This is a genomic window from Nocardioides stalactiti, from assembly GCF_014180715.1.
GTDB classification, from domain to species: domain Bacteria; phylum Actinomycetota; class Actinomycetes; order Propionibacteriales; family Nocardioidaceae; genus Nocardioides; species Nocardioides stalactiti.
Genome location: NZ_JACEFC010000032.1, coordinates 22516 through 39351, shown reverse-complemented (window position 1 = coordinate 39351; position 16836 = coordinate 22516). Strand labels below are relative to the sequence as shown.

Here is a 16836-nt window from a genome sequence, read left to right as displayed (position 1 = left end):
TCCCTCCTGGGGGAACGCCGGGCCGACGACCTTGAGGACGCCGCCGTCGTAGTCGAGGGTGCGGGACCAGTCGGCGGGACCGGCAGCGGCCGCGCGCGACTGGCCGGCGCCCTCGGGCGCGGGGCTGAGCTTGAGCGTGACCTGGCCGGTCGGCTGCGTCGGGCTGTTGGCCGTGACGCGGACCGACACCTTGACCCGGGTCTGGGTCTCGATCGGCGTCGGCGTGCGGACGATGGTCCGCGTGTTGATCTCCGCCGAGTACGGGTCGGGCGCCGTACGGGAAGCCTCGACGGCACCCACGGACGCGGACGACAGTGCGACAGCGGCCACGACGGTAGCCGTGATCTTGCCGATGATCCCCATGTTCAAGCTCCCCTTCAGGAGGTTAGTGCGACCACCCTATCGGCCCAGAGGTGTTGCAGGTTACGAGGGTGTTATCACCAGCGATACGCGCGACGACCGGCGCACATCACCGCTGAATCGGTTCCGTGTCGATGAGGTGCCCGAACACCACGGACCGCAGGTCGGTGTTGAAGATCTCCGCGCAGGTCAGCAGCGTGATCAACCGGCGACCGGCGTCGAGCGGGGGCTGGACGCCGCCGTCGGGGTTCTGCGGGTAGGGCTGGATCACCCAGTCCTCGGTGAACGGGACCTCGAGGGCGGTGCCGTCGAAGTCGAGCTCGTAGGTGTAGGTCGCCGTGCGGGTCTCGACGTAGACCAGGTCGCCGTCGCGGAGCTCGGGGAACTGCGCGAACGGCTCGCCGTGGGTCACGCGGTGCGCGGCCAGCACGTAGTTGCCGATCTCGCCGGGGTCCGCGGTGTCGTCCATGTGCCCGATGCCGGCGGCCAGCACCTCGTCGGTCGAGCCCTCGAGCACGGGGACCGCGTAGTCCTTGCCGAACCTCGGGACGTGCAGGATCGCGGACGCGCGCCCGAACTCCGTACGGACGCTGTCGTCGCCGTCGGCCCACCCGTCCTGGAGCTGACCGGCTACCTCCTCCTGGCGCTCCTTGGAGACCCAGTTGGTGCCCCAGAACTGCCAGGCGACCCAGGCCAGCACGGCCAGCCCGGCCAGGATCAGGCCGTAGCCGACGAGGCTGAGGGGTCGCGGCCGCCGCCGCTGCTGGGCCTGCGGCCGGCTGCGGCGGACGCGGTGCCGCTCGACGCCGTGGTTCGGCGCCGGCGCGTCATCGATCTGGGTGATGGTGCTGCCCTCCGTGTGGTTCCCTTCCGGTTCCAACGCTCCTGACGGGGCGCGGGTCACGGGCGCGCCGCCGTGACGAGTCTCTCGGCGAGCCGCGGCGAGACGAGTCCGATGGCGTCCAGGAGGGTCGCGTAGGCGGGGGTCATCTCGGCCGGGCGGTGCCGAACAGCATGGACCACCCACCGCGCCGCGTCGTCGGGCTCGAGGGCCGCACGGTGGTCGTATCCGGTGGTCGGCGCGATCATCGGGGTCCGCATCAGCGGGAAGTGCAGCGAGGTGACGGCGACGCCGTGGTGGCGCTCCTCCGCCTGGAGGCTCCGGGCGAACGCGGCGAGGGCAGCCTTGGACGCGTGGTAGGCGGTGAACATCGGCATCAGCCCACCGGGGACGCCCCAGGTCGAGGAGTTGATGACGTGGCCGTCGCCCTGCTCGCGCATCGCGTCCAGGAGGTTGAGGGTGAGCCGGACCGGCGCGTGGTAGTTGAGGCGCATCAGCCGCTCGTGGTCGTACTGCCGCTCGGTCGTGTCGGCCGCCGAGCGCCGGATCGAGTGCCCGGCGTTGTTGACGAGCACGTCCACTCCCCCGAACCGGTCGAGGACGTCGTCGGTGAGGGCGTCGATCGCGTCGGCGTCGGTGAGGTCGCACGGCAGGGCGTACGACGAGCCGCCGCGGTCCTTGATCTCCGTCTCGAGCGCCGCCAGCTCGTCCGCGCGGCGGGCGACCGCGAGGACCGTCGCGCCCTCGACGGCGAGCCGGACGGCAGCGGCGCGGCCGACGCCCGAGGAGGCCCCGGTGACCAGGATCCGCTTGCCCGCGACCGGGACGCCCCGTCCCGGCAGCAGCGCGGCGGGGGCCGGCAGCGGGTCGAGCGCGCGGCGCGCGAGCCGGGCGGCGAGGTTCAGAGGCATGACCGGATTGTGACACCTAGCCCGACCCGCGCCGCGTCGTTGGTCCGGGTGGCACCTCGGAGGGCTCGTTCGGGCGAGCACGGTGCCGATCCGGGGGGATCATCGTCATGGAGGGATCGGGAACGCCACGTCGGCGTTCGCCAGCGACCGCACTTCTCATCGCCGTCCTGCTCTGCGCCGGGCTCGTGCTCTGGCTGCGAGCCGACGTCGAGGGACCGCACACCTCGGCCGGCACACCGGCGCCGGTCGACCTGCGCGGGCTGGTGGCGGCGACCACCCGGACTGAGGTGCGGGCCGCACCGCCCGACCGCGCGCGGGAGCGGGTGCCGTCCGGTCAGATCGTCCACCCACGGCGCACCGTGCCCGTCTACGACCGGCCGGGCAACGGCGGCAGCGCTGTCGCGAAGCTGACCCCGGACCAGTTCGGGGACACCTGGGTCCCGGTCGTCGGGCGCCGCCCGGGCTGGGTGCGCGTCCTGCTCCCCTCGCGGCCCAACGGGTCCACGGGCTGGTTGCGGACCGATCGGCTCGACCACGCGCGGACCAGCAGCCTGGTGCGCGTCCACCTCGCGCGCCGGACCCTCGAGCTGTACGACGACGGCAGCCTCGTCGGCAGCTGGCCGGTGGCGGTCGGTGCCCCGGCGACGCCGACGCCGACCGGCCGCACCTTCGTGCTCGGCCAGCTGACCGACCCTCAGCAGTCCTACTCCCCCGTGATCATCCCGCTGGGCACCCACAGCGAGAGCCTCGACACCTACGGCGGCGGACCGGGCACGGTCGCACTCCACGGCTGGACCGACCCGTCGGTGTTCGGCCGGGCCGTCAGCCACGGCTGCGTCCGCGTCCCGGCCGACGCGCTCGACGCGCTGCGGAACGTCCCCCTCGGCACCCCGGTCCTCATCGACGCCGACTGAACAGTCGGCACCTGTTCGGCGCCCGCGCCGACCCCACGAACCCCCCGGTCACACCCGGAAGCACCTCACCCGCGAACGAAAGGCACCACACATGAATCGAACCGTCTCCGCAGCGGCCGGGGGCCTGCTGCTCTGCGCAGCACCCGCCTCGGTGGCCCTCATCGGCGGCGCCGGCACCAGCACCGCCGCCGGCACCGCCTCCTCGGCGTACGGGATCCGGGCGACCGGTGCCCTCCCGATCCCGGCGACTCCCGAGGTCGTCTCCCACGACGGCTCGCTGGTCACGGACTCGCTGGCCAGCGCGCCCGACAACCCGCTCCTCGAGCTCGGCCTGCTCGAGGTGAGCGCCCGCGACGGCCAGGCCGGGGCGACCGTCGCCGACCTCGGGGTCGGCGCGGGGATCCTCGCGATGCTGCCCGAGGACCTGGCGACCCAGCTCCAGCCGGTGTGCGAGGGGCTCGGCCAGGTGCCGCTCGAGGAGGTGACCGACCCGGTCACCGGCGACCTGCTCGAAGGGGCGCTCGAGGACGCGCTCAACCAGGTCGGCGGCTCGTCACCTATCGATCTCGGCGCAGTGACCGCGCTCGACCTGGGCGCGCTGCTCCCGGCGGAGCTCACCGGCGTGTGCGACCTCATCGCGGGCGACGTCGGCCTGGCGGAGGCGACCGCGGTCGAGGCGACCTGCACGGGCCACCGCGGCGACACCCGGATCGCCGACCTGACGGCCCTGGGGCTCCCGGTCGAGATCGACACCGAGGAGGCCAACGCCACCACCGAGATCCCCGGCGTCCTCACGCTGACCGTCAACCGGCAGACCGACAACCCCGACGGCACGTTCACCGTCGACGCGCTGGTCCTCGACCTGTTCGGCCAGGAGGAGGTCGTGGTCGCGTCGGCCACCTGCGGCCGGGTCACGCGCGACGAGCCGGAGGACCCCGAGGACTCCGACCCGCCGTCGCCGACGCCGGTCGTGACCGACCTGCCGGTGACCGGCTGAGATCAGCCGACGTCGAGGAGGTCGGTCGGGACCTGCCCGGGCCACAGGTCGGCCAGCACCCGCCGGGCCCAGCCCGGCGCGGTCCGACCGGCCTCCTCGTGCTGCTGGGCCGCCATCGCGGCCAGCACCTGGTCCCACTCCGGCGACCCGACGCTGGTCGGCTCGGCGTCCCATGCGTCGGCGAGCACGTCGTCGTCGGCCGCGAGGATGGTGCCGAGGCTGCGCTGCCCGTCGAGGAGCGCCTCCCGCGCCCGGTGCTCGTCGCCGAGCAGGAGGTGGCGGCGTACGGCGAGCGAGGTGGTCGGCGCCGACGCCAACCGCCGGCGCCGCGCCTTCTCCAGCGCCTTGCCGAGCCGCTGGGCCCGCACCACGAAGCTCGCCGAGGGGCGCGTGCGCCCGCTCAGGTAGGTCGACATCCGGGACGCGCTGGTCCCGAGCGCCCGCCCGAAGCCCGCCTGCGACAGCCCGCTCTCGACGAGTGCTGCTTTCAACATGTCGACGACGACCGCGTCGTCCCTGTCCAAGTCATTCATGCCCCTAGGACGTGACGAAGCGGCACATCCTTACGCGACTCCGGCAGAAATCTTCGGCACGTTCTCAGATCTGGCACGCCCGCAGCGGGGTGCCGGGCGGTCAGGCGTCGCGGACGATCTTGCCCTTGGCCTGCGCGACGGCCTTGAGCTCGGCCTGGAAGGCACGCATCTGGCGCTGGAGGTCCGGGTCGCCGGCGGCGAGGATCCGGACGGCGAGCAGGCCGGCGTTGCGCGCGCCGCCGATCGCCACGGTGGCGACCGGGACACCGGCCGGCATCTGCACGATGGAGAGCAGGGAGTCCATGCCGTCGAGGTACTTGAGCGGAACCGGGACGCCGATGACCGGCAGCGGGGTGACCGAGGCGAGCATGCCCGGGAGGTGGGCGGCCCCGCCGGCGCCGGCGATGATGACCGAGAGGCCGCGGTCGGCCGCGGTCCGGCCGTAGTCGATCATCTCCTCCGGCATCCGGTGCGCCGAGACCACGTCGGCCTCGTAGGAGATGTCGAACTCCGCCAGCGCCTCGGCGGCGGCCTGCATCACCGGCCAGTCCGAGTCGGACCCCATCACGATGCCCACGCGCGCGCTCATGGGCGAAGGCTATCGAGCCTCCCGGGTGGGTCCGCGGTCAGTCCGAGTCGTTGCCGAGGTCGCCGCGGAACCAGGAGGCGGCGTGCCGCGCCCGCTCGAGGACCTCGTCGAGGTCGTCGCCGTAGGCGTTGACGTGGCCGACCTTGCGTCCCGGACGCAGGTCCTTGCCGTAGAGGTGGACGCGCAGGTGCGGGTCGCGGGCCAGCGCGTGCGGGTAGCCGTCGTACAGGTGACCGACCTCGGGGTCGACGGAGCCGAGGATGTTGACCATCACGGTCCACCGCGCGCGGGGCGCCGGCGACCCGAGGGGCAGGTCGAGGACCGCCCGCAGGTGGTTCTCGAACTGGGAGGTGACGGCGCCGTCCTGGGACCAGTGGCCCGTGTTGTGCGGCCGCATGGCGAGCTCGTTGACGAGGATCCGACCGTCGCCGGTCTCGAACAGCTCGACGGCGAGGATGCCGGTGACGCCGAGCTCGCCCGCCACCCGGAGCGCGAGCTCCTGCGCCTCCCCTGCGCGGGCCGGGTCGAGGTCGGGCGCGGGGGCGATCACCTCGTGGCAGATGCCGTCGAGCTGGGTCGTCGCGACGACGGGGTAGGCGGCGGCCTGGCCGCTCGGTGACCGGGCGACGAGTGCGGCGAGCTCGCGGCGGAAGTCGACGAGCTCCTCGGCGAGCAGCCGGACACCGGTCCGCTCGGCCGCGGCGAGCGGCTCGGCGATGTCGTCGACCGTGCGGACGACCCAGACGCCCTTGCCGTCGTAGCCGCCGCGGCTGACCTTGAGGACGCACGGCAGGCCGAAGTCCTCGACGTCGGCGGTCGTCGCCACGACCGCCCAGCGCGGCTGCGGGGCCCCGAGGCGGACCATCGCCTCGCGCATCACGATCTTGTCCTGGGCGTGGACCAGGGCCTCGGGCCCGGGACGGCAGGCGACGCCGGCGGCCTCGAGGGCATGGAGGTGCTCGGTCGGGACGTGCTCGTGGTCGAAGGTGACGACCGCACAGCCGTCGGTCACCTCGCGCAGAGTGGCCAGGTCGCGGTAGTCGCCGACCTGCTGGTCGGGGATGACCTGCGCGGCGGAGACGCCCTCCGCCTCGGCGAGGAGTCGGAGCGGGACACCGAGGGCGACGGCGGGCTGAGCCATCATCCGGGCCAGCTGGCCGCCCCCGATGACAGCGATGCGAGGAGCGGCGTCGGGCACGCCCGCACCTTATCGAGCAGCCGTCGGCGATCCGCAGCCGCTAGGACGCCGCCTGCTGCTCGACCTCGAAACGCAGGCCCTGCCCGCGGACGGTGGTGATGAGCGTCGGGTGCCGGGTGTCGTCGCCGAACTTGCGGCGGACCCAGCCGAGGTGGACGTCGATCGTCTTGGACGAGGTCCAGAACGTCGCGTTCCAGACGTCCCGCATCAGCTCGTCGCGGGTGACCACGGAGCCGGCGCGGGAGATGAGGGCGAGGACGAGGTCGAACTCCTTGCGCGAAAGCCTGATCTCCCGGTCTGCCCGCCACGCGCGACGGCTCGCCGGGTCGAGTCGCACGTCTTGCACCTCGAACACAGGCTTCAACGTAGGAATCAGCGGGGCCGCCCGCAGGTTCTTCGGGAAAATTTTTGCAATTCGAGCAGCTAAAGGCGCCGAGCCGTCAGGGGTTCCATGACGCCGAAGCCCCGCATCGGCCGCGGCGGCAGGGCGCGGGTCTCGAACTGGTCGGTCGGCAGCTCGTCGGCCGTGGCGTGGTCGACGATGATCCGGTTGCGGCGCGCGACCGCGGTGAGCCGGGCGGCGAGGTTGACCGGGGGCCCGAAGACGTCGCCGAGCCGCATGACGACCGCGCCGGTCGCGAGTCCGACCCGGACATCGGGCATCCGTTTGTCGCGGCCGACGACGTGGATGATCCCCTCGGCGGTCGCGTAGCCCGCCAGGGCGTCGTCGTTCACGAAGAGCACGGCGTCACCCATGCTCTTGATGAGTCGGCCGCCCTGGGCCGAGATGACGTCGCTGCACCGGGCCTCGAACACCTCGACCAGGTCGCCGATCTTCTCCCGGGACAGCTCGTTGGACAGCGCGGTGAACCCGACGATGTCGGCGAAGCCGACCGTCAGGTGGGTCGTGTGCGGGTCGGCGTCGATCGCACGCGTCGACTCCAGGCGTGCCACCGCGGCCTCGAGGTGGCGCCGCCACGCATAGAGCAGGACCTGCTCGAAGCGGTTGCCGTGCTTGCCGAGCACCCACTCGGTGGCCTCGGTCGGGCTCCCGGTGCGGCCCTCCGCGTCGGCGAAGGCCTCCTCGATCCGCTGGATCATCGCGCCGACCTCCCAGTCGGCGAGCCGGGCCATGCTCAGCCCCGCGCCCCGGACGACGTTGAGCGTCAGGTCGAGGTCGAGCAGGCCGTCCTGCATGACCGTGCCGAGCGCGGCCATCGCCGCCGCGTCCTCCTCGGTGTAGGCGCGCTCGTCACCGCGCTCGGGGAAGCCGAGGTTGCGCCACAGCCGGCGCAGGTGCGGGAGCGGGATGCCCGCGCGTGCCGCGACCTCCCGTGCGGTGAGGGTCGGCTCCTGCCCGATCAGGGGACGCTCAGACACCTTCGTCGGCGCGCCGGTGGCCGCCGGCACCGCCGTGGATGGCGTGGAGGAGCTCGTTGATCTGACGCTGGGTCGCCTCGACGTGCGGGATGTCGTTGAGCCGCACCTCGCCGAACGTCGACGCGTCGGTGATCACCAGCGTGCCGCAGCCGAACGGGCGGTCGATGAGGTTGATCTCGATCTGGAGGTCGCTGATCCGGGCCAGCGGGATGTCGTGGCCCTTGCGGGTGAGGATGCCGCGCCGGGTGATGAGCCGACGGTCGGTCACGCCGTGGACCGTCGTGAGCCAGTCGAAGAACGGCCGCACGGTGTACCAGAGGATGCCGAGCAGGCTGAGGATCCAGACCGCTCGCGTCGCCCACAGCGCGCCGTCGCCCTCGCCGCCGATGAGCACCTGCACCGCGACCCCGATGGCGAGGAACACCACGAGCGCGAGGATCGGGACGAACAAAGCCTTGGGGTGCTGGCGGCAGGAGATGATGAGCTTCTCGTCCGGGTTCAGCAGCTTCGCAGAGATGGCCACGGGAGGATCATCGCACCGGACGCCCGATGAGGGGGAAGGTTCGTCGGCGGCAGTCACTCGGGGACGACGTGGACCACGTCGCCGGCGCCGACCTTCTCCCGGCCCGCGGCCGTCTCGACGACGAGCCGGCCGTCCGGGTCGACGTCGACGGCGCGGCCCGTCATCGACGTCCCGCCGGGGAGGTCGACCCGGACGTCCTGGCCGACCGTCGCGCAGTGGTCGACGTACGACGCCGCGAGCCGGGCCGCGGCCTCGGACCCGCCGGCCTGCCAGGCGTCGTACCCCTCGCGGATCCCGGCGACCACCCCGAGCAGCACGGCCTCGCGGGTCGGAGTCAGGTCCGGGTGCGCGAGCGCGAGGGAGGTGGCCGTGGGGACGGGCAGCTCCTCGGCCGTGGTGCTGACGTTGATCCCCACGCCGACGATCGCCGCCGGTCCGGTCTCGGTGTCGATCCGCTCGACGAGGATGCCCGCGACCTTCTTGCCCTCGATGAGGACGTCGTTGGGCCACTTCACCCGGCTGTCGTAGCCGAGCGCGGTGAGCGCCTTGGAGACCGTGTGGCCGGTCAGCAGGGGCAGCCACGGCCACGACGCCGGCGGCACCGTCGGCCGGAGCACCAGCGAGAACGTGATGGCCGCGCCCGCAGGCGTCTCCCAGGTCCGGTCGAGCCGCCCGCGGCCGGCCGTCTGGTGGTCGGCGACGACGAGGAGGCCGTCGGGCGCACCGGCCCGCGCCCGGTCGGCGGCGACCTGGTTGGTCGAGGTGCTCTCGCGCAGCAGCTCGAGCGTCAGGTCGGGTGTGAGGGAGATCTCATCGACGAGCACACGGGAGTCGAGGGGTGGGCGCCGGTCCGGCTCAACGGTCACGACCACTACCCTTCCACTCGAAGTCCAAGGAGGCCAAGAACCGTGACTGCCGAAGCGACCAGCTCCCCCACCACCGACGGCGGAGCGCCCGACATCCACACCACGGCGGGCAAGCTCGCCGACCTCGACAGGCGTCTGGACGAGGCCGTCCACGCCGCTGGCGAGAAGGCCGTGGAGAAGCAGCACGCGAAGGGTCGACAGACCGCTCGCGAGCGCATCGAGATGCTCTTCGACGAGGGTTCCTTCGTCGAGCTCGACGAGCTGGCACGCCACCGCTCGACGGCGTTCGGGCTGGAGAAGAACCGCCCCTACGGCGACGGCGTCATCACCGGCTACGGCACCATCGACGGCCGCCAGGTCTGCGTGTTCAGCCAGGACTTCACGATCTTCGGTGGCTCGCTGGGCGAGGTCTACGGCGAGAAGATCACCAAGGTCATGGACCTGGCGATCAAGACCGGCTCGCCCATCATCGGCATCAACGAGGGCGCCGGCGCCCGCATCCAGGAGGGCGTCGTCTCCCTGGGCCTGTACGGCGAGATCTTCCGCCGCAACGTGCACGCCTCGGGCGTCATCCCCCAGATCAGCCTGATCATGGGCAACTGCGCCGGCGGCCACGTCTACTCCCCCGCGGTCACCGACTTCACGATCATGGTCGACAAGACCTCGGCGATGTTCATCACCGGTCCCGACGTCATCAAGACCGTCACCGGCGAGGACGTCACGATGGAGGACCTCGGCGGCGCCCGGACCCACAACACCAAGTCGGGCAACGCCCACTACATGGGGGCCGACGAGGAGGACGCGCTGGAGTACGTCAAGGCGCTGCTCTCCTACCTCCCACAGAACAACATGGAGGAGGCTCCGGCCTTCGACGAGCCGGCCGACATGTCGTTCACCGACGAGGACCTCGCGCTCGACACGCTGATCCCGGACAGCCCCAACCAGCCCTACGACATGCACGACGTCATCGAGTCCGTCCTCGACGACGGCGAGTTCCTCGAGGTGCAGCCGCTGTTCGCGCCCAACATCATCGTCGGCTTCGGTCGGGTCGAGGGACGCTCGGTCGGCATCGTGGCGAACCAGCCGATGCAGTTCGCCGGCACCCTCGACATCGACGCCTCGGAGAAGGCCGCCCGGTTCGTGCGGACCTGCGACGCGTTCAACGTGCCCGTCCTGACCTTCGTCGACGTGCCGGGCTTCCTGCCGGGCACCGACCAGGAGTGGACCGGCATCATCCGCCGTGGCGCCAAGCTCATCTACGCCTACGCCGAGGCCACCGTCCCGCTCGTCACGATCATCACCCGCAAGGCCTACGGCGGTGCCTACGACGTCATGGGCTCCAAGCACCTCGGCGCCGACATCAACCTGTCGTGGCCGACCGGTCAGATCGCAGTCATGGGCTCGCAGGGCGCGGCCAACATCATCCACCGTCGCGAGCTCGCAGCGGTCGAGGCCGACGGCGGCGACGTCGAGGCCCGTCGCGCCGAGCTGATCGACGAGTACGAGACCACGCTCGCCAACCCCTACATCGCGGCCGAGCGCGGCTACATCGACGCGGTCATCCAGCCGCACGAGACCCGCATCGAGATCGTCCGTGCGCTGCGCCTGCTCAAGACCAAGCGCGAGACGCTCCCGCCGAAGAAGCACGGGAACATCCCGCTGTGACCGAGGACAAGACGGCCGAGGGGACCGCGCCGGAGCCGGCGAAGCCGATGCTCCGGGTGGTCAACCCCGACGCCACCCCCGAGCAGGTCGCGGCGATCGTCGCGGTCTTCGCCGCCATGGGCGGTGACGCGCCGGCGCCCGAGCCGGCTCGTTCGGAGTGGGCCGCCCCGGCCCGGCGGATGCGCGGCGTGCACACCCACTACCGCGGCGCCTGGCAGGCCAGCGCCCGCGGCACTCGCTGAGGTTCCGACCGCGGTCGGATGCGCCCGTCGGCGGGTCCGAGCAGGATGGGCGCATGAACCGTCTGATCGCGGCGGGTGCGGCGGCGTACGCCGGCCTGGGCCTCGCCTCCTTCCTCAAGCCCGACGTCGTCCCTGCGGTGATCGGCTTCACCGCGCCGAACGCTGACGCGCGCACCGAGATCCGCGCGGTCTACGGCGGCCTGCCGCTGGCGTTCGCCGCCAGCCTGGTCGCGGCCCCGACCTCCGGCACGGCCATCGGCGTGGCGACCGTCGGCATGGCCGCCGGTCGCGCCGCGTCCTCAGTCTTCGAGGGCCGGCTCAGCGCCAAGATGGCGGGCTTCATCGCCCTCGAGAGCGTCCTCGCCGGCGCGCTGCTCCTCGGCGCCCGGAAGCACCGTCGCGGCTGACGCTGCTCAGGCAGTCAGCTCCAGCACCCGCAGGTCGTCGAACTTGCGGAAGTCGCGGTCGAACGTGACGATCGTGCCGCCGTACGCCTGCGCGCAGGCGGCGATGTAAGCGTCGGTCACGAGATTCGCTCGCGCTCCTGACCGGTCGCACAGCCGAGCGAACTCCTCCATCGTCCGCGGATGACCGAGCCATGTGAGGTAGGTCGGCTGTGCCATCAGCGCCCGGGCGAAAGCCCAGGCCTCGTCGGACGAGGACGGGACGGGAAACATCTTTCGATGGGTGACCATCCGGGCGAACCCGACCCACACGAGGTCGGGCACCGAGAAGGCCTCCCCGGAGCCGCTCGATTCGCGCCACCACGTCGACGCCGCCTCGTGGAGCTCGTGGTCGGCGCGGTAGAGCGGGATCAGCACGTTGACGTCGAGGATGTTCATCGTCGGACCTGCGCTCGCAGCTCTGCGTCCTCTTCCTCGTACATCGCGTCGTAGAGCGAGTCATTGCTGGTGGGATCGATCCCCGGCACCATGCCCGTTCCGCCTCCGAAGACCGGGAGGGGCGGGCCGACCCTTTCCTGCGCGGTCTCGATCTCGAGGAGGTAGCGGTGCAGTGCCGACTCGACGACGTCCCCCAGCGTCTTGCCCTCCTGCTGGGCACGCCGCTTGGCGGTCTCCAGGAGACCGTCGTGAATATTGACCGTCGTCCGCACCTGATGAGGTTAACATCAACGTAGACGCATCACCTGCATCACTCGTCACCGCGACGACTGGCAGGGTGCCGTCTGGCGGTCGGGCCGCATAGGGTCACCGCATGACGCGACCCGTGGACGCTCGCTCCGACCAGTACGTCGAGGACGTCGCCGCCCTCGACCCGATCACCGCCACGATGGCGGGCATCCCCGGCCACGACGACCGGTTGCCCGACCTCTCCCCCGCCGGGTTCGACGCGATGGAGGAGGTGCAGCGCCGCGCGCTCGCCGAGGTCGCAGCGCTCACGCCGAGCGACGAGCGCGAGCGGGTCGCCCAGGAGGCCTTCGCCGAGCGACTGGGCCTCACCGTCGAGAAGGCCGAGGCCGGCTTCGAGCGGTCGGCGTTCTCCGTCATCTCCAGCGCCGCCCACAGCGTGCGCGAGGTGTTCGACCTGATGCCGACCGACACCGACGACGACTGGCGCACCATCGGCGACCGCCTCGCCGCCGTCCCGGCCGCCCTGGCCGGCTACCGGGAGACGCTGACGGCCGAGGCCGACGCCGGGCGGGTCTCGGCCCGCCGGCAGTACGTCGAGGTCGCCGGCCAGATCCGAGCCTGGACCGGTCAGGAGGGCGCGGGGGGCGACTTCTTCGCCCACCTCGTCGGCACCGCTCCCGACGGCCTCCGCGAGGCGTTGACCGGCGTGGCCACCGCGGCCTCGGCCGCCTTCGCCGACTTCGGCAGGTTCGTCGCCGACGACCTGACGCCGCGCGGACGCGAGGTCGACGGGGTGGGCCGCGACCGCTACGCCCTGGAGTCGCGCTACTTCCTCGGCGCGGCCGTCGACCTCGAGGAGACCTATCGCTGGGGCTGGGAGGAGCTCAAGCGGATCGAGGACGAGATGGCCGCGACCGCGCGCCGGATCGTCCCCGGCGGGACGGTCGACGACGCGGTCAAGGTGCTCGACACCGACCCGGCTCGCGACTGCGGGAGCCGCGAGGCGTTCCAGGCGTGGATGCAGGACAGGGCCGACGACATCCTGGCCCGCTTCGACGGCGTCCACTTCGACATCGCCGAGCCGATCCGGACGATCGCGTGCAAGGTGTCCCCCGTCAACGACGGCGGCGCCTGGTACCACCCGCCCTCGGAGGACTTCTCCCGCCCGGGGACCATGTGGTTCTCCTTCCCCGACGACCACACGGTCTTCTCGAAGTGGCGCGAGACCACCACCGTCTTCCACGAGGGCGTGCCCGGCCACCACCTCCAGTGCGCCCAGGTCGTCCACCGGGCCGACCTCCTCAACCGCTGGCAGCGGCTGCTGTGCTGGATCAGCGGCCACGGCGAGGGCTGGGCGCTCTACTCCGAGCGGCTGATGGACGAGCTCGGCTACTTCGACGACCCCGGCGACCGGCTCGGCTTCCTCGACATGCAGGGCTTCCGCGCCGCCCGGGTGATCGTCGACATCGGCGTCCACCTCGGGCTCACCATTCCCACCGACAACGCCTACGGCTGGCGGCCCGGCGAGGTCTGGGACGCCGCGAGGGTGCACGAGTTCATGCGCGGCCACTCCCGGATGGAGGACGGCCAGCTCGGGTTCGAGGTCAACCGCTACCTCGGGTGGCCGGGGCAGGCCCCGTCCTACAAGGTCGGCGAGCGGATCTGGCTCGAGGCGCGCGACGAGCTCAAGGCCCGCAAGGGCGCCGACGGTTCAGGGTTCGACCTCAAGGACTTCCACACCAACGCCCTCAACCTGGGCGCGATCGGCCTCGACCCGCTCAAGGCGGCCCTCGGACGGCTGTGAGGTCGGGGCGTTGATCCGGCTCGACGTCGCGCAGGCACGGCAGGTCGCCGTCCGTGCCCAGCTGCTCGACGCCTACCGACCCGCGTCGCTGGTGGCGATGGTCGACCACCTCACCCTGCTCCAGATCGACCCGACGGCCGCCATCGCGCCCAACGTCGACCTGGTGTCCTGGTCGCGGCTCGGCGACGGCTACGACCACTCCGACCTCCGGTTCGCCCTCGAGGAGGAGCGGTCCCTGGTCGAGCACTCCTCGTTCGTGCGGCCGATGGAGGACATCGGCCTGCACCTCGCCACCGCGTCCGACCGGCTCCACCCCGACGCGCTGGCGTGGATCGAGGCCAACGCCGGCTTCCGATCCGACGTGATCGCACTCCTCGCCGCCGACGGGCCGCTGACCGCCGCCGAGATCCCCGACACCTCCCAGGTGCCGTGGCAGTCGTCGGGCTGGACCAACGACAAGAACGTCGACCGGATGCTCGAGCTGCTGTGCCGGACCGGGGACGTCGCGATCAGCGGACGCCGCGGCAAGCTCCGCACGTGGGACGTGCCCGAGCGGGTCTATCCCGCCGACCTCGCGCTGCCGTCGTACGACGAGGCGAAGGCGGCCCTCGACGCGCGTCGGCTGACGGCCCTCGGCATCGCCCGGCCGAGCGCCCGCCTCATGGGCGAGGAGATCGGCGCGGCCGGGCTCGGCGAGCCGTGTGTCGTCGACGGGGCCGACGGCGCGTGGAACATCGACCCGGACGCCCTGGCCCTCCTCGACCAGCCGTTCGAGCCGCGGACGGCGCTGCTGTCGCCGTACGACCGGCTGGTCTATGACCGCGACCGGGCGCTGGCGCTGTTCGACTTCGAGTACGTGCTGGAGATGTACAAGCCGGCAGCGAAGCGGCGCTGGGGCTACTTCGCGCTGCCGATCCTGCACGGCGAGCGCCTGGTCGGGAAGCTCGACGCCAAGGTCGACCGCAAGGCCGGCCTGCTGCGCGTGTTCTCGGTCCACGAGGACTACCCCTGGGACCCGGCGATCGGTGACGCCGTCGAGGCCGAGATCGACGCTCTCGCGGCCTGGCTCGGGGTCGAGGTCGTCCCCGGCTAGGGTCGGGCCGTGCCGACCTTCGTGCTCGCCTCCGCCTCCCCCGCCCGGCTCAAGACCCTCCGTTCAGCAGGGCTCGACCCGACGGTGATCGTGTCGGGCGTCGACGAGTCGCAGGCCGACGGGCTGCCGCCGTTCGAGATGGCGCTGCAGCTCGCGGAGCTCAAGTGCGCGGCCGTCGCCGAGCGCGACGACCTCCCGGCCGACGCCCTGGTCCTGGGCTGCGACTCCGTGCTCGAGCTGGACGGCGAGGCGCTCGGCAAGCCGGCCGACGCCGCTGACGCCGTACGCCGCTGGCACGCCATGCGCGGCCGCTCCGGTGTCCTCTACACGGGCCACAGCCTGCGCGACACGACCAGTGGCCGGGTCGCGGCCGCGACCGCCTCGACGACCGTGCACTTCGCCGACGTCACCGACGCCGAGATCGACGCCTACGTCGCGACCGGCGAGCCCCTCCACGTCGCGGGCGCGTTCACCGTCGACAGCATCGGCGGCGCGTTCGTCACCGGCATCGACGGCGACTTCCACAACGTCGTCGGCGTCAGCCTGCCGCTGCTGCGGGACCTGGTCCTCGAGCTCGGCCACACCTGGACCGACCTCTGGACCGCCCGGTAGCTACTCGACGGGGAGGCCGAGGCCGCGGGCGATGAGCATCCGCTGGACCTCCGAGGTGCCCTCGCCGATCTCGAGGATCTTGGCGTCGCGGTAGAAGCGCGCGACGGCGTACTCCTCCATGAAGCCGTAGCCACCGAAGACCTGGGTGGCGATCCGGGTGGCGGTGACGGCCGACTCGGAGGTGTAGAGCTTGGCGATGGAGGCCGCGTGCTTGAAGTCCTTCATCGACGGGCCTCCCGGGGTGCCCATCGCGTCCTTCATCGCTGCGGCGCGGTAGGTGAGCAGCCGCGACGCGTGGAGCATGACCTCGAGGTCGGCGATCTGGAACGCCACGCCCTGCTTGCGGCCGATCGGTCCGCCGAAGGTCTGCCGGTCACCGGCGTACTCCACGCAGAGGTCGACGCAGGCCTGGATCAGCCCGACCGCGAGCGCGGCGATCGCGACCCGGCCGTCGTCGAGGATGGCGAGGAACTGGGCGTAGCCGCGACCCCGCTCGCCGAGGAGGTTGCCCACCGGCACCCGGCAGTCCTCGAAGGTCAGCGGGTGGGTGTCGGAGATGTGCCACCCGAGCTTGTCGTAGGCGGGTTCGACGAGGAAGCCGGGCGTGCCGGCCGGCAGCACGATCGCGGAGACCTCGGCACTGCCGTCCTCGCGGGTCCCGGTGCGGGCAGTGACCGTCACCAGCGAGGTGATGTCGGAGCCGGAGTTGGTGATGAACTGCTTCGACCCGTTGACGACCCAGGAGTCGCCGTCGACGACGGCCTTGGTGCGGGTCGCACCGGCGTCGGAGCCGGCTCCCGGCTCGGTCAGGCCGAACCCGGCCAGCCGCTGGCCCGAGACGAGGTCCGGGAGCCAGGCCTGCTTCTGCTCCTCGGTGCCGAAGCTGAGGATCGGGTTGATGCCGAGGCCGACGCCGGCCTCGAGGGTGATGCCCATCGACTGGTCGACCCGGCCGAGCTCCTCGATGGCCAGGCACAGCGACGTGAAGGGGCCGTCCTCGGGCGCGAGCCCGGCGCCGCCGTACTCCTCCGGCGCGACGAGCCCGAAGAGGCCGAGGTCGCCCATCTGCTGCACCACGCCGGTCGGGAAGTGGTGGTCCTTGTCCCACTGGGGGACGTGCGGCGCGATCACCGTCTCCGCGAAGTCGCGGACGGTACGGCGGAACTCCTCGTGCTCACGGGACAGCTCGAACGTCATGCGCCGATCGTAGACCATCT

21 protein-coding genes are annotated in these 16836 nt (G+C 72.0%); 8 read left to right on the top strand and 13 right to left on the bottom strand.

The annotated features are described in order from the left end of the window. The 3 genes from H0487_RS08890 to H0487_RS08880 all read right to left on the bottom strand — a co-directional run. Window positions 1-363 (bottom strand): hypothetical protein (locus H0487_RS08890; protein WP_183093880.1); only part of this gene is annotated, 363 nt, incomplete at its 3' end. 106 nt (window positions 364-469) lie between these two features. Continuing rightward, on the bottom strand, window positions 470-1240 hold the full coding sequence (locus H0487_RS08885; RefSeq protein WP_183093879.1) for a class E sortase: 771 nt from the start codon (window positions 1238-1240) through the stop codon (window positions 470-472). Window positions 1241-1260: 20 nt separating this feature from the next. Then, a complete protein-coding gene (locus H0487_RS08880) occupies window positions 1261-2112 on the bottom strand; it encodes an SDR family NAD(P)-dependent oxidoreductase (RefSeq protein ID WP_183093878.1) in 852 nt (283 codons plus the stop codon). Between the two features lie 107 nt (window positions 2113-2219). Here H0487_RS08880 and H0487_RS08875 point away from each other — a divergent pair, with 107 nt between their 5' ends. Together H0487_RS08875 and H0487_RS08870 are read left to right on the top strand one after the other, a co-directional pair. Continuing rightward, window positions 2220-3026, top strand: a complete 807-nt coding sequence (locus H0487_RS08875; RefSeq protein WP_183093877.1) for a protein-sorting L,D-transpeptidase LdtCP — start codon at window positions 2220-2222, stop codon at window positions 3024-3026. 91 nt (window positions 3027-3117) lie between these two features. Further along, entirely contained in the window at window positions 3118-4023 is a 906-nt protein-coding gene (locus tag H0487_RS08870) for a choice-of-anchor P domain-containing protein (protein WP_183093876.1), read from the top strand. Between the two features lie 2 nt (window positions 4024-4025). Here H0487_RS08870 and H0487_RS08865 read toward each other — a convergent pair whose 3' ends face one another. The 7 genes from H0487_RS08865 to H0487_RS08835 all read right to left on the bottom strand — a co-directional run bounded on the left by H0487_RS08865 (window position 4026) and on the right by H0487_RS08835 (window position 9112). Further along, window positions 4026-4556, bottom strand: coding sequence for a helix-turn-helix domain-containing protein (locus H0487_RS08865; protein ID WP_183093875.1), 531 nt, complete (start codon window positions 4554-4556; stop codon window positions 4026-4028). Window positions 4557-4656: 100 nt separating this feature from the next. Beyond that, window positions 4657-5145, bottom strand: a complete 489-nt coding sequence (gene purE, locus H0487_RS08860) for a 5-(carboxyamino)imidazole ribonucleotide mutase (protein ID WP_183093874.1) — start codon at window positions 5143-5145, stop codon at window positions 4657-4659. A gap of 37 nt (window positions 5146-5182) precedes the next feature. Beyond that, window positions 5183-6343: a 5-(carboxyamino)imidazole ribonucleotide synthase gene (locus H0487_RS08855; protein ID WP_183093873.1), complete on the bottom strand. Its 1161-nt coding sequence runs from the start codon at window positions 6341-6343 to the stop codon at window positions 5183-5185. A 40-nt stretch (window positions 6344-6383) separates the two neighbouring features. After that, complete coding sequence (locus H0487_RS08850) at window positions 6384-6698, bottom strand: winged helix-turn-helix domain-containing protein (RefSeq protein WP_183093872.1); 315 nt, start codon at window positions 6696-6698, stop codon at window positions 6384-6386. Between the two features lie 68 nt (window positions 6699-6766). Next, complete coding sequence (locus H0487_RS08845; protein ID WP_312855874.1) at window positions 6767-7723, bottom strand: adenylate/guanylate cyclase domain-containing protein; 957 nt, start codon at window positions 7721-7723, stop codon at window positions 6767-6769. Continuing rightward, a complete protein-coding gene (locus tag H0487_RS08840) occupies window positions 7716-8246 on the bottom strand; it encodes a PH domain-containing protein (protein WP_183093871.1) in 531 nt (176 codons plus the stop codon). Before H0487_RS08840 ends, H0487_RS08845 begins: the two co-directional genes overlap by 8 nt. Window positions 8247-8299: 53 nt before the next feature. Beyond that, window positions 8300-9112 (bottom strand): biotin--[acetyl-CoA-carboxylase] ligase, encoded by an 813-nt coding sequence (locus H0487_RS08835; RefSeq protein ID WP_312855873.1) that lies wholly within the window; start codon window positions 9110-9112, stop codon window positions 8300-8302. Window positions 9113-9154: 42 nt separating this feature from the next. Between H0487_RS08835 and H0487_RS08830 the strand changes: the two genes are divergently transcribed. The 3 genes from H0487_RS08830 to H0487_RS08820 are packed head-to-tail and all read left to right on the top strand — an operon-like array spanning window position 9155 to window position 11426. Continuing rightward, the gene (locus H0487_RS08830; protein ID WP_183093870.1) at window positions 9155-10777 is read left to right on the top strand and encodes an acyl-CoA carboxylase subunit beta; all 1623 of its coding nucleotides are present in this window, start codon (window positions 9155-9157) and stop codon (window positions 10775-10777) included. Beyond that, the gene (locus H0487_RS08825) at window positions 10774-11019 is read left to right on the top strand and encodes an acyl-CoA carboxylase epsilon subunit (protein WP_220793218.1); all 246 of its coding nucleotides are present in this window, start codon (window positions 10774-10776) and stop codon (window positions 11017-11019) included. The genes H0487_RS08830 and H0487_RS08825 overlap by 4 nt, the downstream gene beginning before the upstream one ends. A 53-nt stretch (window positions 11020-11072) precedes the next feature. After that, window positions 11073-11426, top strand: a complete 354-nt coding sequence (locus tag H0487_RS08820) for a DUF4345 family protein (RefSeq protein WP_183093869.1) — start codon at window positions 11073-11075, stop codon at window positions 11424-11426. 6 nt (window positions 11427-11432) lie between these two features. Here the strand turns inward: H0487_RS08820 and H0487_RS08815 are convergent, their stop codons facing one another. Together H0487_RS08815 and H0487_RS08810 are read right to left on the bottom strand one after the other, a co-directional pair. Next, a complete protein-coding gene (locus H0487_RS08815; protein ID WP_183093868.1) occupies window positions 11433-11861 on the bottom strand; it encodes a TA system VapC family ribonuclease toxin in 429 nt (142 codons plus the stop codon). Beyond that, window positions 11858-12133, bottom strand: coding sequence for an antitoxin (locus H0487_RS08810; protein ID WP_183093867.1), 276 nt, complete (start codon window positions 12131-12133; stop codon window positions 11858-11860). Before H0487_RS08810 ends, H0487_RS08815 begins: the two co-directional genes overlap by 4 nt. A gap of 101 nt (window positions 12134-12234) precedes the next feature. Between H0487_RS08810 and H0487_RS08805 the strand changes: the two genes are divergently transcribed. From H0487_RS08805 to H0487_RS08795, 3 genes are read left to right on the top strand one after another with little or no spacing between them, the layout of a single operon-like run. Then, window positions 12235-13914, top strand: a complete 1680-nt coding sequence (locus tag H0487_RS08805; protein ID WP_183093866.1) for a DUF885 domain-containing protein — start codon at window positions 12235-12237, stop codon at window positions 13912-13914. Between the two features lie 10 nt (window positions 13915-13924). Beyond that, the gene (locus H0487_RS08800; RefSeq protein ID WP_246383194.1) at window positions 13925-15007 is read left to right on the top strand and encodes a DNA glycosylase AlkZ-like family protein; all 1083 of its coding nucleotides are present in this window, start codon (window positions 13925-13927) and stop codon (window positions 15005-15007) included. A gap of 9 nt (window positions 15008-15016) precedes the next feature. Next, window positions 15017-15619, top strand: coding sequence for a Maf family protein (locus tag H0487_RS08795; protein ID WP_183093865.1), 603 nt, complete (start codon window positions 15017-15019; stop codon window positions 15617-15619). On the opposite strand, the gene H0487_RS08790 is transcribed toward H0487_RS08795, so the two are convergent. Beyond that, complete coding sequence (locus tag H0487_RS08790) at window positions 15620-16816, bottom strand: acyl-CoA dehydrogenase family protein (protein WP_183093864.1); 1197 nt, start codon at window positions 16814-16816, stop codon at window positions 15620-15622. Between the last annotated feature and the right edge of the window lie 20 nt (window positions 16817-16836).